Genomic DNA, 15,548 nt, shown 5'->3' with positions numbered 1-15,548 from the left:
GCGTTGCTCAGGGGTGCGGGGTACCCGTCGTGGCCAGGGGGCGCGCCGCCAGGGCCTCGTCCCTGAGTCGCGTGAGCTCGCGGTCGCCGCTCCGCTTGCCGGTGCGGTAGCCGAACTCCAGCATGCGCGCGCAGGCGTCCATGGCCATCGCCAGGGCCTGACGGCGGTCCTCCGCCTCCTCCCGGGTCGGGGTGTGCAGCTCCGGCGGGAACTCCTGGACCTCCCGCTGCCGGCACCTCGCCTCGATATCGGCCTCGACCTTGGCCGCGTCGTCCAGGAGTTGGTCCACCTCCTCGTACAAGGTGTTGATCGTCGTCCTGTCCTTGGTCGCGGCGGCGCAGCCGCGCAGGTGGCGGCGGGCCTCGAAGGCGAACATGCGCAGCTGGGCCACGTTCTCGAAGTCGCGGACCAGCCGGTGGCAGTGGACGTACATGTCGTGGACCAGCCGTCGCTCCAGCTCGCTCAGCAGCACCGCGATGCCCAGCGTGATCACGGCGACGAAGGGGGGCGTGGACTGCTGGTTCTGCTGCTGACGGACGCGAGGTGCCAGGGCCCCGCCCGCGGCGGCAGCGGCTACGGCAGGGGGCACATCGGCGGCGTGCGGCAGCAGCAGGGCGATGGTGAGCAGCGCCGCCGCGCAGCTGCAGGCGATGATGCCGCAGCACAGCGCCGCGGACCTTACGGTTCCCAGCAGGCGGCCCTTGTCGGAGAAGCGGTGGACCAGCGAGATCCAGGTGACCAGTGCGCAGACGCCGATGGGTAACGCGACGTCCGCGAACCACCCCTGTGCGTAGAGCTCGTGCAATGCTCCCCCTGCTCGCGCCTTGGTACGGTGCGCCGGAGGCGGTCGGACGGTCACCGGTCGGTCGGCCACCAGTCACCGATCACCGATCACCGGTCACGGGGAGAGCGGGAATCCCTTCACGGTCCGCCTCGGGGCGGAAGCACCGGCGAACGGGCGTGGTTCCTGCGCCGCCTGGTCACCGCGCCGTGCGGTCCCTGCGCCTTTCGGTTCCTGTACGGAGCGCCTCGTCGCGTGGTCACGATAGTGCTCCTCGTTCACGTAACGCACGGCTCACCGTCCGTATACCGCTGGATCGCGCCGCCTCTGGCGACCTGCCGTACGGCTGCCGCCACTGCTCCGTTCATCCAGCTCGGCGTTTGCGTCAGGCCCACGCGTCCGGGGGCTGGAGGTGGCGGGCGGCGCTGCGGGCCGCGGAGGCGACGGTGGCGCGGGCCTCGCGCGGGGCCAGACCGGTGTCGAGAGCGGCCTTGATCAGCGCGGGGGCCAACTCCGGCCCGGCGCCGCTCTCGTAGGCGCGGCAGGCGGCCCAGAACAGGCGGACGTTGCGCTGGCCCTCCCGTGAGGCGCGGACGAACCGTACGAGCCCCTCCAGGGCCGCGGGACGCGGCCCGGGGGACGGCGGGCCGGGGCGGTACGAGCGGTGCGGTGCCGGGCGCGGGGGCGTGAGCAGGCGCAGTAGGGCGGCCGGAGCGGGCGCCGGGGCCCAGGCGGGGGAGCCCGGCGCGAGGCGATAGCTGCCGTGCGAGCCGTATGAGCCGGGGCCGACCAGATAGCCGCCCAGCCCGCGGATGTCGATGCCGGGGGCCAGGCGTCCTGCGGAATTGGGGACGGCGAGGCCGGACGGGCCGCACAACCAGAGATGACGGCCGCCGCTCGGGGTGAGCACGGTGACCGTAGGGGGGATGGCGAAGGCGTGGTCGCGGGCCAGCCGGGCGAGGGCGGCGAGACCGTCCGCGGCCAGGCCGTCCGTGCTGTCCATGCCGCCCGTGCCGTCCTTACCGCTTGCACCGGGCTTCCTGGTCCCGGCCCGACCGTCCGTGGCGCCCGTTCCCCCGGTTCCCCGGGGGCTTCCCGGGCTTCCGCTCTTGAGGTCGAGGTCGAGGCCGATGAGGTGGTACGGGGCGCGTCCGCAGGCGATGCCGTAGCCGGTGGCCCAGGGGGCGGCGGCGAACAGGGCACGGATCGCCTCGGGGTCCGCCGACGCGTCATGGACTCCATGGCCCAGCCGGCCGCATTCGCCGCGGCACGGCGGCGGCCCGGGGTCGTGGTGGTGAGGGGAGCGCACGGCGGGCAGCTTCGCGCGGGTCAGCGGGATCACGCGGAAGCCGTGGGCCGCGGCGGTCAGGGCGTGGGCAAGAACTTGGGCGAGTGCGGGATTCGCCATGTGACCCATTTTCGGACAAGTGTTCGGTAATGGGAAGGGGGCCCGACAAGTCGCCGAGGATGGCCGAAACTATGCGGAACCGGTTCCCACGTAAGGCCCATTCTGCGGCGGGGCGGGGCGGGGCGGGGCTGGGCGGGGCGGGGCTGCCCCCTGTCGGCGTGGAGTCGCACCTGCCGCGCCCGGCGCATCGGCGTGATGCGAGGAGCGCGGGTGTGTTGAGCGTTTAAAACAGGTTCATCATGCTTGCGTGGTAATTCCCCTGGCCCGTGCGCATCGTCCGGGAATCGGTGGGCAACTCTGCTTCCGCGACACTTCCCGAGCGTCGGAGGATCGGAGGAATCGAGATGGCGGACACAAGGGCGGGCTCCGGCCGCACCTTCACCGCACCGCCGTTCTCCGCGTCCAGGGCGGGGCGCGGCTCCTGGGATCTGGCCCGATCGCACGGGGGCAGGTCGCCGCCATCGCGGGCGCCCGCAAGGGAGCGCAGGGGTGGGGCAATGTCCGATCGATCCGAGTGAGTTGTGGTGATTCATTGAGCGAACGGGACGGGTGAGGTCTGCGGTCGCGCGGTGGCGTATCGACGCCATCGCGCGATCGTGCGTGGTGGCCTTGCTGTGTGGCGGCCTGGTCCGGTGTTCTTGACGGGGTCGATGTATCTGACGGATAGTCAGATTGCTTTCTACGGCAGACATGCGGCAGGGGCAGCGATGACGCGCGATGAGCTGCACGACCTGGATGAACTGAATGCGCTGGATGAGCTGTACGGACGGCTGAGAGCGTACGAGGGGCGCACGTCCGCGAGCGGCGGCGCGGGCAGGGATCCCGTCAACGAGCCCATGATCAGGCACTGGTGCGAGGCGATGGGCGACACCAACCCCGCCTATCCGGGTATCGCCCCGCCGACCATGCTGCAGGCGTGGACGATGGGCGGGCTGGCCGGGCACCCCGGCGGTTCGGCCCGCTCCGACGCGTACGACGAGCTGCTGGCGTTGCTCGACGACGCGGGCTGCAGCTCGGTGGTCGCCACCGACTGCGAGCAGGAGTACGTGCGGCCGCTGCGCCCCGGCGACGAGATCACCTTCGACGCGGTCATCGAGTCGGTGTCGCCGCGCAAGACCACCAAACTGGGCACCGGATACTTCGTCACCACCCGGATGAACGTCCGTACGGGGGAGGGGGAGCTGGCCGGTACCCACCGCTTCCGCATCCTCAAGTACGCACCCGCGCGGTCGAAGGCGAAGCTGGAACGGGAGCCGGAGCCCACCCGGGAGCGGGAGTCGGAGCGGGCGGCCGGCCGCCCCCGTCGCCCTCGCCCCGTCATCAACCGCGACAACGCGGGCTTCTGGGAGGGCGTCGCCCGGCATCAGCTGCTCATCCAGCGCTGCCTGGAGTGCGCCGCTCCGCGCTTCCCCTGGCTGCCGGGGTGTGGGGCGTGCGGTTCCCAGCGGTGGGAGGCGGTCGAGGCGTCCGGCGCGGGCACGGTGTTCAGCTATGTGGTCATGCACCATCCGCCCTTCCCTGCCTTCGACCCGCCCTACGCGGTCGGCCTGATCCAGCTCGCGGAAGGGGTGCGGATGGTCAGCGGCATCACCGGAGTGCCGTACGACAAGGTGCGCATCGGGATGCCCGTCGAGCTGGAGTTCCTGCGCGTGGACGAGGAACTGGAGCTGCCTGTGTTCCGGGGCGCCGAGGGATGAGGGACGGACGAGGCGAACAACCCTCCGGTGGACCGGGTGGACCGGGTGGACCGGGTGAACCTGACGGACGGTACGGACGGTACGGACGAGGAGGCGGCCCCATGACGGTGCGTACGGGCGATGAGCTGCCGCCGCTGCGTATCCCGATCACCCGGACCCTGATCGTCGCCGGCGCCCTCGCCTCCCGGGACTACCAGGATGTGCACCACGACGCCGAGGCGGCCAAGGAGAAGGGCTCCCCGGACATCTTCATGAACATCCTCACCACCAATGGGCTGGTCGGCCGATACATCACCGATCACTTCGGGCCGCGGGCCCGCCTCCGTAAGGTCGCCATCCGGCTCGGGGCGCCCAACTACCCGGGCGATGAGATGGTGTTGACCGGCCAGGTCACCGCGGTCGCGGAGGGCACGGTGGAGGTCGCCGTCACCGGCAGGAACGGTATCGGCCACCACGTGACCGGCAAGGTCACCGTGGAGCTCCCCACCGACGGCCCGGGAACCGGTGACGCCCGTAAGGGGGCCACCGACAGCCCAGCGACCACCGACGCCCTCATTACCGCCCCGGACACGCCCCGATGAGCGCCCGTAAGGCAGACACCCTGGGCGGCCGGGCCGCCGTGGTCGGTATCGGCGCCACCGAGTTCTCCAAGGACTCGGGCCGCAGCGAGCTGAAGCTGGCGGTCGAGGCCGTCCAGGCGGCCCTGGACGACGCGGGCCTCACCCCGGCCGATGTGGACGGGCTGGTCACCTTCACCATGGACACCAGCCCCGAGATCACCGTGGCGCAGGCGTGCGGCATCGGCGATCTCACCTTCTTCTCGCGCGTCCACTACGGCGGGGGCGCGGCCTGCGCCACCGTGCAGCAGGCCGCGCTCGCCGTCGCCACCGGCGTCGCCGAGGTCGTCGTCTGCTACCGCGCGTTCAACGAGCGCTCCGGGCGCCGCTTCGGCTCGGGCGTACAGCACCGCGAGCCGTCCGCCGAGGGCGCCGCGCTCGGCTGGTCGCTGCCCTTCGGGCTGCTGACCCCGGCCTCGTGGGTCGCCATGGCCGCCCAGCGCTATCTGTACGCCTATGGGCTGACGCCCGAGGTTTTCGGCCATGTGGCCGTCACCGACCGCCGCTACGCGGCCACCAACCCGGCCGCGTACTTCCACGGCAAGCCGATCACCCTCGCCGATCACGCCGCCTCCCGCTGGATCGTCGAGCCGCTGCGGCTGCTCGACTGCTGTCAGGAGACGGACGGCGGCCAGGCGCTCGTGGTCACCAGCGTGGAGCGGGCGCGCGACCTGCCGCGTCCGCCCGCCGTGATCACGGCCGCGGCGCAGGGCGCGGGCCGCGGCCAGGAGCAGATGACGAGCTTCTACCGCGACGACCTGACGGGCCTCCCCGAGATGGGGGTGGTGGCCCGCCAGCTGTGGCGCGGCAGCGGGCTGACCCCGGCCGATATGGACGTGGCCATCCTCTACGACCACTTCACGCCGTTCGTGCTGATGCAGCTGGAGGAGTTCGGCTTCTGCGGACGCGGTGAGGCGGCCGGATTCGTCGCCGAGGACGCGCTGCCGCTCAATACCCACGGCGGTCAGCTCGGTGAGGCGTATCTGCACGGGATGAACGGGATCGCCGAGGCCGTCCGCCAGATCCGCGGCAGCTCCGTCAATCAGGTGCCGGGGGCCGCCCGCGCCCTGGTCACCGCGGGCACCGGGGTACCGACATCCGGGCTTCTCCTCGGCGCAGACGGCTGAACCGCGCGCGTGTCGGCGGTATGGGGCCGCCGAGATCCACCTTCACTCGTCATATGACCCGAAGAGAGCAGAGCAGGCGGAGCAGGCCCAGCAGGCTGAGCAGATGGCAGGTCACGGGCTGGACCGCCGGTCTGGCCGCGGCGCTGGCCACCGCGAGCGCCGGTGCCACCCCCGCCGCCTCGGCGGAGGTCCTGCCAGATCCCCGCCCCCTGGGCGCCAAGGTCTTCCAGGGCTGGGCCTTCGACACCTGCCACGCGCCGTCCCTCGCCACCCTGCGCGCGTGGAACAGCTCCCGCTACCGCGCCGTCGGCGTCTATTACGCCGGCCGCGGCCGGGCCTGTGCGAGCCAGCCCAACCTCACCGTTTCCTGGATGCGGGGCGTCAAGAGCATGAAGTGGCGGGTGCTGCCCATCTTCGTCGGCTCCCAGGCCCCCTGCGTCCGCAGCGCCAACAAGAAGCATGTGCCGATCGGCAGCAAGCCCTTCTCCCAGGGGCGCGCGGAGGGCAAGGACGCGGTCGCGCGCGCCAAGGCGCTGTCCCTGAAGAAGCGCAGCGCGCTCTACCTCGACATGGAGGCGTACGACCTGACGAAGACGAGCTGCGCCGCCAAGACGCTCTCCTTCATCCGCGGCTGGAACCGCGAGGTCCGCTCGCGCGGCTTCTTCCCCGGCTTCTACAGCAGCGCCGAGTCCGGGGTGCGCCACCTGGAGCAGGCCCGCCGGGCCGGGGTCCATGACCTGCCCTCCGCCATGTGGTTCGCGCGCTGGAAGGGGAAGCCGTCGCTGTACGGTGAGCCGACGCTGGCCAAGAGCGCGTGGAATCCGCACCGCCGCATCCACCAGTACAAGGGCAACGTCGATGTGACGCACGGCGGCCGGAAGCTGCGCATCGACCGCAACAAGGTGGACGCACCGGTCGCCATCATCAAGTGACCCACCGCCACCGGCCCCGCCCGGGACACCCTTGGATCCTCGACGGCATCCTCGGTGACATTCTCGGACGGGTCCTCGGAGGGGCATCGTCGGGGAATCCTCGGGGAATCCTCGGGAACTTACCCGGAGCGCCTTCGGGGGCGCTCTCGGGGAACCGTCGGGAGGAACCCTGATCCTCGGCTCGCCCCCTCCCCCCGGAGGAGGTGGTGCCAGCCCCACCCGTACAACCTGAGGCTGATCCCCCTTCGGCACTTATGGCCGATCCGCTCCGACCTGCCCGGCTCCTAGCGTTGAGCCATGACCACGACCGTGTGCACAGGCGTATCCGCCGCCGCGTTCCCGTCGTTCACTTCGTATGTACGGGCGCGGGGGCCGGTGCTGTTGCGCACCGCCCGCTCGCTGACCTCCAACGTGTGCGACGCCGAGGATCTGCTGCAAACCGCGCTGACCAAGACGTACCTGGCGTGGGAGCGTATCGAGGACTACAACGCGCTGGACGGCTATGTGCGGCGTGCCCTGGTCAACACCCGGACCTCGCAGTGGCGCAAGCGCAAGATCGACGAATTCGCCTGCGAGGAGCTGCCCGAGCCCGAGACGGGGCCCAGCCCGGACCCCGCCGAACGGCAGGCCCTCCGCGACGCGCTGTGGCGGGCCGTACTGCGGCTGCCGGACCGCCAGCGGGCGATGGTCGTCCTCAGGTACTACGAGGACCTGAGCGAGGCGCAGACGGCGGAGGTACTCGGAGTGTCCGTCGGCACCGTCAAGAGCGCGGTCTCGCGCGCCCTCGGCAAGCTCCGCGAGGACCCGGAACTCGGCTACGCGGCGTGATCGGCCGCGCGCCGGTCGACGAGGGCCGACCAGGGGGACCGCCCCGGGGGTCGGCCGGGGGACCGATGGGGCGATCGAGCGGGTGATCGACGGGGTCCGGGGGTAGTGACATACCGAGCGGTCGGCTGCAGAATCGGCGGAACCTCAGCCCGCGCGTAACCGGAACCCTGGAGGCCCCGGTGCTCAGCACGATGCAGGACGTACCGCTGACCGTGACCCGCATCCTCGTGCACGGGGCATTCGTGCATGGCCGTACGGCCCATGTGACCACCTGGACCGGTGAGGACGAGCCCCGGCGCCGCAGCTTCCACGAGGTGGGCATGCGGTCGATCCAGTTGGCGAACGCGCTGCGCGATGAGCTCGGGGTGGAGCCGGGGCAGGCCGTGGCCACTTTGATGTGGAACAACGGCGAGCATCTGGAGGCGTACCTCGCGGTCCCCTCCATGGGCGCCGTGCTGCACACCCTCAACCTGCGGCTGCCCACCGAGCAGCTCGGCTGGATCGTGAACCACGCCGCCGATCGCGTGATCATCGTCAACGGCTCGGTGCTGCCGCTGCTCGCCCCGCTCCTCCCCGGCCTCACCACCGTGAAGCACATCGTGGTCGCGGGGCCCGGCGACCGTTCCGTCCTGGACGGCTGCGCCGCCCGGGTCCATGACTACGAGGAGCTGATCGAGGGGCGGCCGCAGCACTACGCCTGGCCGGAGATCGACGAGCGCCAGGCCGCCGTGCTCTGCTACACCTCGGGGACGACCGGGGACCCCAAGGGCGTGGCCTACAGCCATCGCTCCATCTATCTGCACTCCATGCAGGTCAACACCGCCGAGTCGTTCGGGATGTCCGGTGCCGACACCCTGCTGCCGGTGGTGCCCATGTTCCACGCCAACGCATGGGGCACCGCACATGCCGCCTTCATGGCGGGCGCCTCGATACTCATGCCCGACCGCTTCCTCCAGCCCGAGCCGCTCGCCGAGATGATCGAGCGCGAACGTCCCACCATCGCGGCCGCCGTGCCCACGGTCTGGCAGGGGCTGCTCGCCGAACTCGACGCCAGGCCGCGGGAGGTGAGCTGTCTGCGGGACGTCTTCATCGGCGGCTCGGCCTGCCCGCCCTCCCTGATGAGGGCGTACGAGGAGCGTCACGGCATCCACGTCGTCCATGCGTGGGGCATGACGGAGACCTCTCCGCTCGGCTCCGTGGCCCATCCGCCGGGCGGGCTCTCGGCGGAGGACGCCTGGCCGTACCGGCTCTCGCAGGGCCGCTTCCCGACGTCCGTCGAGTGCCGGTTGATCTCGGCGGACGGCGAAGTCGTGCCGTGGGACGGGAAGACGCCGGGTGAGCTGGAGGTACGCGGGCCGTGGATCGCGGGCGCGTACTACGGAGGGGCGGACGGCGAGCCGTTCCGCCCCGAGGACAAGTTCACCGAGGACGGCTGGCTGAAGACCGGCGACGTCGGCACCATCAGCCCCGACTGCTATCTGACGCTGACCGACCGGGCCAAGGACGTCATCAAGTCGGGCGGCGAGTGGATCTCCTCGGTCGAGCTGGAGAACCAGCTGATGGGCCACCCGGAGGTCGCGGAGGCGGCGGTGGTGGCGGTGCCGGACGAGAAGTGGGGAGAGCGGCCACTGGCCACGGTGGTGCTGACGGAGGGCGCCACGGTCGACTACGCGGGGCTGCGGGCCTTCCTCGCCGAACGGGTCGCGCGCTGGCAGCTGCCGGAGCGCTGGGCGCTGATCCCGGCGGTGCCGAAGACGAGCGTGGGGAAGTTCAACAAGAAGGTGATCCGCAAGCAGTACGCGGACGGGGAGCTGGATGTGACCACGCTGGGCTTGTGATCATGCTGGGACTGGGCTGAGGAACGTCCGGAGCGGGGGGCGCGGGCCGAGCGGGCCCGAGCCCCTGTCGGTCGGTGACGCGGTCACCGTAAGGAGGCGAGTGTCTCCTTACGGGCGGCACGTCACCGTATGGACCGGCGGGTGTCGCCTTACGGGCCGCGCGTCACCGTATGGACCGGCGGGTGTCTCCTTACGGGCCGCGCGTCACCGTATGGACCGGCGGGCGTGCCCTTACGGGCGGCACGTCACCGCAAGGACCGCGTGTGTCAGTTGGTGCCGATCTTCGCCAGCAGGTCCACGATCCGCGACTGCACCTCCGCGCTCGTCGAGCGCTCCGCGAGGAACAGCACCGTTTCGCCCGAGGCCAGCCGCGACAGATGCGCCGGATCGATGTCCGCGGAGGTGTAGACGACCAGCGGGGTGCGGTTGAGCAGTCCGTTGCCGCGCAGCCAGTCGACGATCCCGGCCCGGCGGCGGCGCACCTGCATCAGGTCCATCACCACCAGATTCGGCCGCATCTGCCCCGCGAGCGAGACCGCGTCCGCGTCTGTCGCCGCCTGGGCGACCTGCATCCCGCGCCGCTCGAGCGTCGCCGTAAGGGCCGCCGCGATCGGCTCGTGCTCCTCGATCAGCAGAACGCGCGACGGATGCTGCTCGCTGTCGCGCGGGGCGAGCGCCTTGAACAGGACGGCCGGGTCGGCGCCGTACGCCGCCTCCCGTGTCGCCTGGCCGAGTCCCGCGGTCACCAGCACCGGCACCTCGGCGGCGACCGCGGCCGTACGCAGCGACTGCAGCGCGGTCCGGGTGATCGGCCCGGTCAGCGGGTCGACGAACAGCGCCGCCGGGTACGCGGCGATCTGCGCGTCGACCTCCTCACGGGAGTTCACGATCACCGGACGGTAGCCGCGGTCGCTCAGCGCCTGCTGGGTGGACATGTCCGGCGCGGGCCACACGAGGAGGCGGCGCGGGTTGTCCAGCGGCTCCGGGGGCAGTTCGTCGTCGGGCGGCGGGGTGCGGTCGTCGACGATCTCGACGGCGCCGTTGGGCCCGTCCAGCGGCTCCGGCCCCTCGGCGCCCTCGTCCGGCGCGCCGATGGCGAACGCACGGCCCGAGCTCTGCGACGCACTCGCCGCACGCTGCGGCTGCGCCCCCGGCCCGGGCTGGGGGCGGGGCTGCGCGCCGGTCTGTGCCCCGGGGCGCGGTTGCGAACGGCTGCCGGCCGACTGCAGTTCGGCCGAGGTGCCCTGGTCCGCCATCTCGGGCCGGGCGGCCAGCTTGCGGCGCCTGCCGGAGCCCAAGCTGGTGCCTCCGGAGGGCGTCTGGGGCTGGCCCTGTTGCGGGCGTCCCTGCGGCTGGCCTTGCGGCGCCTGGCCCTGGGGGTGCTCCCCCACCTGCTGGGCGAACGGCACCCCTTGGCCGAGGGTGCGCACGCTGATCGCGCGCCCCTGGGCGGCGTCGGCGTGCGGCGGGGCCTCGGCGGGCAGCGGCTGCGGACGGGGCTGCGTGGGCGCGTCCGGCCACTGCGCCGGCTGCTGGGCCGGTGGCTGCTGGGCCGGTGGGCGCCCGTTCGCCTCCGCGGGCTGCGGGCCCCCAGGGCCACCCTGGGGCGGACCAACCGGATTACCCGGGCCACTCTGGGCACCCTGGGTCGCGTCCGGCTGCTCCTCGGCCAGCGGCCGCCGGGCGCGGCGACGTCCGGTGGGCGGCACCTCCTGCGGCCGGCCTGCGCCGGTGTCCTGGCCCCAGTTGGGCTGCTGTTCCTCGGGCGTACGGGCGGTGGGCAGTGCGGGCATGCCCGATCCGGCGGGCTGACCGGTGCCGGGGCCCTGGGCCTGCGGCTGGGGCCGACGCGGGTCCTGGCCCTGCGCCTGACCGGGGTCGGACGGCCAGCCCCCGGGCCGTGCGGCGCCGTTGGGGGGTACGGGCTCGCCTCGTACGGCCAGGCCCCCGCCCTGCTGTGGCTGGGGCGCGCCGCCCCGCGCCTCACGGGCGCCGTGCTGCGCGGGGACGAGCCCGGCCGGGCCGAGCTCCGGCGGCAGCGCGCCGGGCTGCGCCCGGTCGGCGGCGGCCGGGGGCAGCGCGAAGGGAGAGCGGACGAGACCGGACTCCCCCGCGGGCTGCGGCTGGGCTTGCTGCGGCTGAGGTTGGGGCTGTGCCTGGCCCTTGGCCTGGGGCTGCGCCTGATCGGGCGCCGGCGCCTCGGCCAGCGTGCGGCGGGCGCGGCGACGTCCGGTGGGCTGGACCTCTTCCGGCCGGCCTGCGCCGGTGTCCTGGCCCCAGTTGGGCTGCTGTTCCTCGGGCGTACGGGCGGCGGGCAGTGCGGGCATGCCCGATGCGACCGGCTGGGCGGGCTGCTGGGGCGTGTCGGAGGCGGCCGCGGGCAGGGCGAGGGCAGGCCGGCCGTTCGCGCCCTGGGCAGGGGCACCGGCGGCCTGAGGGCCGCCCTGTTCCTGCGCCGGGGCGCCGCGCCGGGCGCGGCGGCCCCGGGGCTGCTGCTGGGCCGGAATGCCCTGAGGCGGCACAACACCCATGGCGGCTGCGCCCGTCGGCTGCGGACCGGTGGCCGCGGCCGCCGCTTCGTCGGGGTGGGGGCGCGCCCTGCGCCGCCCGGTGGGCCGTGGGGTGTCCGCGGTCTCGGCAGCGCCCTGCTGCTGGGCCGCGCTGTCCTCGCCGACGACCGCGGGCAGAGCGGCGGGCGTGCCCGGGGCGCCCTGCTGAGCGGGGGTGCCCGGGTCGGCCGTACGGGGATCGGCCGTATGCGGGTCGGCCTTACGGAGGTTGGGCGGCGGCGTACCGCCCTGTGTGCCGTTGCCCAGCGTGCCGTTGCCCTGTATACCGCCGCCGCTGGTGTCGCCCGGCGTGCCGCTTGTGGCCGCGCCGTGCCGGGCGCGGCGTCCGGTCGGAGTCTGGCCGGTGGCGTTGCCTCCCGCGGTGCCCGTCCCCGTACCCGCGTCGGCGCCCGTACCCGCGCCGGAAGTGCCCTGTCCCTGCGTACCGTCACCGCGCCCGGCGGTGTCGACGTTCGCGCGCTCCTGCTCGGCCGCGGCCGCCGCCGAGATCGGCACCTCCAGGACGTAGGCGTGACCGCCCATGCCCGGCATCTCATGGGTCTGGAGCACGCCCCCGTGCCGGCGCACGATCCCGCGCACGATCGGCTCGTGCACCGGGTCGCCGCCCGCGTACGGCCCGCGGACCTCGATCCGTACGACATCGCCGCGCTGCGCCGCCGCGACCACGATCGTCGAATCGCTCGCCGCGCTGCCCGCCGCGGTGTTGCCGGTGGAGTCGACCCCGGCCACGTCCGCGATCAAATGGGCGAGCGCCTGGGCGAGCCGCTCCGGGTCCACCTCGGCGTCGATCGGCGGCGCGTGGACGGCGAACTGCGCGCGTCCCGGGCCGATCAGCTCGACCGCGCCCTCCACACTGGCCGATACGACCTCGTCCATCGAGACCGTACGGCGGGCCAGCTCCTCGCTGTGCGCGTCGAGCCGCTGATAGCTCAGGACGTTGTCGACGAGCGTGGTCATCCGGGTGTAGCCGGCGGCTAGGTGGTGCAGGATCTGGTTGGCCTCGGGCCACAGCTGCCCGGCCGGGTCGTCGGCGAGCACACCGAGTTCGCCGCGCAGTTGCAGCAGCGGTCCGCGCAGCGACTGGTCCAGCACGGCGAGCAGCTGGCTGTTCCGGGCGGTGACGGACTCCAGCTGTGCCGTGTACCGCGCGCGCTCCTCGGCGAGCTGCGTCCGCAGCTCCTCCACGGTCTTCGTGTGCTGCGCGGTGAGGTTCTCCAGCTCCTCGGCGTGCTGGGTGGTGAGGCTCTCGACCTCCTCCGTGTGCTGGGTCGTGAGGCGCTTCACCTCCTCGGCGTGCTGGGCCGCCATGTCCTTCTCGGCACGCCGGTCGGTGAAGGTCATCACCGCGCCCACGAGTTGCTCGCCGTCGCGGACGGGCGCGGTGGTCAGATCGACCGGCACCTCGCTTCCGTCCTTGGCCCACAGCACTTGGCCGCGCACCCGGTGCTTGCGGCCGGAGCGCAGGGAGTCGGCGAGGGGTGATTCCTCGTACGGGAACGGGGAACCGTCCGGGCGCGAGTGGTGTACAAGAGAGTGAAGCTCCTGACCGCCCATGTCGCTGGCCCGGTAGCCGAGGATCTGCGCGGCGGACGGGTTGACGAGGACCACCTTGCCCTCGGTGTCCACGCCGACCACGCCCTCCGCCGCCGCGCGCAGGATCATCTCGGTCTGGCGCTGCTGACGGGCGAGTTCGGCCTCGGTGTCGAGCGTCCCGGTCAGGTCGCGCACGATGAGCATCAGCAGCTCATCGCCGGTGTAGCTGTACTGATCGGCGTAAGGAGTCCGCCCGTCCTCCAGATTCGCGCTGGTCACCTCGACGGGAATCTGCGCCCCGTCGGTGCGCCGGGCCATCATCCGGGTCGGCTTGATGCCGTCCCGCTGCGCCGACTCGGGGCGCCGCATCGACCCGGGAATGCGATTGGGATCGAAGGAGGGGAGCAGATCGAGCAGACCACGGCCGACCAGGGCGGTGCCCGGAGCCTCGAAGGACTCCAGCGCGATGTGGTTGGCGTTGACGATCGTGCCGTTGCAGTTGACGAGCAACAGGGCGTCCGGGAGGGCGTCGAGTATCGCTGCGAGGCGAGCAGCGCCTCGGGATGGCCTGCTGCTCACGACGACGCTTCCTCCCTGACTACTGCATCTTGCCGACACTCGCGGTCATTCTGCCGTCCCGTCTGCGGAGTGTCTCTAGGGGAGTCTACGGCCACCGAAGCCGGACGTGACGGCGGATGAGAGGGAGGTCGCAGCACGACGTACGCGTCTCGACGCACGCCCGGACAAACTTCTCCGTGCTGTCCTCTTCTCACTCCCGCCCCAATCCGCAGGTCAGCTCCCAGGCGTGCGCAAAACGACGGAGAACCGATTCCATCGAGCGATTTCACACCCGTTGGTGCGGTCGAACCAGGCGTTGACGGGACGCCCCGCCCAGTGACCCGTCACCCGAGCCGTGGCCGGCCCGCCGTACTGCCCGGTGCACATCGCATCGGGCGACACCGGCGCGAACGGATCCCGGCCCCACACGGTCTGCGAGTCCAGCTGCGCACACGCGGCCCGGGCCCGGGGGTGCGTACCCCCGGTCGGGTGGCAGCTCAGCACAAAGGTCGAGGCGTCGTCGGGCTCACCGTTCTGGCTGACGGTGATCACGAGCCGGTCGGCGCTCTCCCCGTCGAGCGGCAGGGGCAGCGGCAGCGGCGTGGCCCCGGCGGGGGCCAGCGCGCCCGCCGTGGCGGCGGTCGTCAGAGCGGCGGTGACGACGAGGCGGTGCAGCAGGGGCATCGGGACACTCCTGGAGTGATCAGACGGGGCGCGCTGCCCCTGCCCCGTCTAACGCGCCGCCGCCGCGCGCGTTGCGCCGCCATAAGGGCTGCACTCGGCCGGTAAGGGCTGCGCTCGGCCGGTAAGGGCGGCGCTCCGCCGAAGGGGGCTGCCGCTCCGCCGTAAGGGCTGCACTCCGGCATTGAGCCTGCACCCGGGCGTTAGGGCTTTGCGATGGGCCCCGCCCGCCGAGTACCGTAGTCCGCGATTGGTGACATCCCGCTGGGCTATGACATCATCTGCACACACCACATCGCGCTCGCGCGAGCGAAACCGATGTGCTGGAGGCTTCGCCTAGTCTGGTCTATGGCGCCGCACTGCTAATGCGGTTTGGGCCTTAAAGCCCATCGAGGGTTCAAATCCCTCAGCCTCCGCTCTCTGATCAGGGAGTCTGTGCCTACGGCACGGGCTCCCTGTGTCGTTTCCGCGGCCTGCCGCCAATGATCATGGCAGCGGCCCCGCGCGACGATGCCCGCCCGTGCTCCCCTTACTGCGGCGCCGGAGACGGTGACTGCGGCTCCGCGCGACTGCGCCCCCATAGCCCTGCCCGCCCCGGACTCTCGCCGAGGCGACGGAGGGTGGCCGCTCTGTGGCCCTCCGTGACGCCGGCCGTCACTTCCCCACCGCCTCGCGGCGCGAAGGCTCGCTCCCCGGCGCCCCCCGACGGCCGCTCCGGCCTCCCCTGAAAACGGAGTTTTCGCAGGTCAGTGGGGGTGTGCGAAACGGATTTCGCCTGGCGGCGGAGGTCATGTAATGTTGTCCCCGCAACGCCGACCGGCAAGAAAAACCGCCGGGAAGCCAAGCGCTCGTAGCTTAACGGATAGAGCACTTGACTACGGATCAAGAGGTTGCAGGTTCGAATCCTGCCGAGCGCGCAGCAGCTCAGAGGCCCCTTCCGATCATCGGAAGGGGCCTCTGACGTATGGGTTGACATCC

General features: G+C 72.3%; 10 protein-coding genes and 2 tRNA genes. 8 read left to right on the top strand and 4 right to left on the bottom strand.

Annotation, left to right across the window (positions count from 1 at the left end):
- Positions 1 to 7 precede the first annotated feature (7 nt).
- Both AS97_RS22965 and AS97_RS22960 read right to left on the bottom strand, forming a co-directional pair.
- The gene (locus AS97_RS22965; protein ID WP_210565561.1) at positions 8 to 805 is read right to left on the bottom strand and encodes a hypothetical protein; all 798 of its coding nucleotides are present in this window, start codon (positions 803 to 805) and stop codon (positions 8 to 10) included.
- 361 nt (positions 806 to 1,166) lie between these two features.
- Complete coding sequence (locus AS97_RS22960) at positions 1,167 to 2,189, bottom strand: bifunctional DNA primase/polymerase (protein ID WP_210565560.1); 1,023 nt, start codon at positions 2,187 to 2,189, stop codon at positions 1,167 to 1,169.
- A 707-nt stretch (positions 2,190 to 2,896) separates the two neighbouring features.
- Between AS97_RS22960 and AS97_RS22955 the strand changes: the two genes are divergently transcribed.
- The 6 genes from AS97_RS22955 (at position 2,897) to AS97_RS22930 (ending at position 9,228) form a co-directional block, all read left to right on the top strand.
- Complete coding sequence (locus AS97_RS22955) at positions 2,897 to 3,886, top strand: OB-fold domain-containing protein (protein ID WP_059147219.1); 990 nt, start codon at positions 2,897 to 2,899, stop codon at positions 3,884 to 3,886.
- A 101-nt stretch (positions 3,887 to 3,987) separates the two neighbouring features.
- Positions 3,988 to 4,467 (top strand): MaoC family dehydratase, encoded by a 480-nt coding sequence (locus AS97_RS22950; protein ID WP_059147220.1) that lies wholly within the window; start codon positions 3,988 to 3,990, stop codon positions 4,465 to 4,467.
- Positions 4,464 to 5,630: a lipid-transfer protein gene (locus AS97_RS22945; RefSeq protein WP_059147221.1), complete on the top strand. Its 1,167-nt coding sequence runs from the start codon at positions 4,464 to 4,466 to the stop codon at positions 5,628 to 5,630. The genes AS97_RS22950 and AS97_RS22945 overlap by 4 nt, the downstream gene beginning before the upstream one ends.
- A gap of 53 nt (positions 5,631 to 5,683) precedes the next feature.
- Positions 5,684 to 6,562, top strand: coding sequence for a DUF1906 domain-containing protein (locus AS97_RS22940; protein WP_059147222.1), 879 nt, complete (start codon positions 5,684 to 5,686; stop codon positions 6,560 to 6,562).
- A 297-nt stretch (positions 6,563 to 6,859) separates the two neighbouring features.
- Positions 6,860 to 7,390 carry a SigE family RNA polymerase sigma factor gene (locus AS97_RS22935; RefSeq protein ID WP_125758508.1) on the top strand — a complete coding sequence of 177 codons (531 nt, stop codon included), beginning with the start codon at positions 6,860 to 6,862 and terminating at the stop codon, positions 7,388 to 7,390.
- Positions 7,391 to 7,569: 179 nt separating this feature from the next.
- Complete coding sequence (locus AS97_RS22930) at positions 7,570 to 9,228, top strand: long-chain fatty acid--CoA ligase (protein ID WP_086708784.1); 1,659 nt, start codon at positions 7,570 to 7,572, stop codon at positions 9,226 to 9,228.
- 266 nt (positions 9,229 to 9,494) lie between these two features.
- Here AS97_RS22930 and AS97_RS22925 read toward each other — a convergent pair whose 3' ends face one another.
- Both AS97_RS22925 and AS97_RS22920 read right to left on the bottom strand, forming a co-directional pair.
- Entirely contained in the window at positions 9,495 to 13,910 is a 4,416-nt protein-coding gene (locus AS97_RS22925) for a PAS domain-containing protein (RefSeq protein WP_210565559.1), read from the bottom strand.
- A gap of 213 nt (positions 13,911 to 14,123) precedes the next feature.
- Positions 14,124 to 14,573, bottom strand: coding sequence for an SSI family serine proteinase inhibitor (locus AS97_RS22920; RefSeq protein WP_086708783.1), 450 nt, complete (start codon positions 14,571 to 14,573; stop codon positions 14,124 to 14,126).
- Positions 14,574 to 14,895: 322 nt separating this feature from the next.
- On the opposite strand from AS97_RS22920, the gene AS97_RS22915 reads away from it, so the two are divergent.
- A tRNA-Ser gene (locus tag AS97_RS22915) sits at positions 14,896 to 14,986 on the top strand.
- 428 nt (positions 14,987 to 15,414) lie between these two features.
- Positions 15,415 to 15,487 (top strand) — tRNA-Arg (locus AS97_RS22910).
- The last annotated feature ends 61 nt before the right edge of the window (positions 15,488 to 15,548 follow it).

Origin of the sequence: Streptomyces sp. AgN23, assembly GCF_001598115.1 — a bacterium.
Taxonomy (GTDB): domain Bacteria; phylum Actinomycetota; class Actinomycetes; order Streptomycetales; family Streptomycetaceae; genus Streptomyces; species Streptomyces antimycoticus.
The sequence above is the reverse complement of the archived record's forward strand: the minus strand, read 5'-3'. Positions and strand labels throughout refer to the sequence as shown.